At 52.2% G+C, this 207-nt stretch carries 1 pseudogene; it reads left to right on the forward strand.

Annotated features, from left to right (window positions below):
- Positions 1 to 14 precede the first annotated feature (14 nt).
- Positions 15 to 207: pseudogene (locus I656_RS0116945) on the forward strand (hypothetical protein); the annotation flags it as partial.

Below are 207 nucleotides of genomic sequence, written 5' to 3' on the forward strand. Positions count from 1 at the left end.
GGAGGATTTTCATCATGGATGTCATCTATCCTCGCTGCGCAGGATTGGATGTTCATGCCGAAACCATCGTCGCCTGCGCGCTATGGGAAGAAGATGGACACATTCAAAAGGACATTCAAACCTTCTCCACGTTCTCGAAGGGACTTGGCGACCTGCTTGAGTGGCTCGAAGAACATGGCGTTACCCATGTCGCCATGGAATCCACCG

This window comes from Geobacillus sp. WSUCF1, from assembly GCF_000422025.1.
In the GTDB taxonomy this organism is placed as follows: domain Bacteria; phylum Bacillota; class Bacilli; order Bacillales; family Anoxybacillaceae; genus Geobacillus; species Geobacillus zalihae.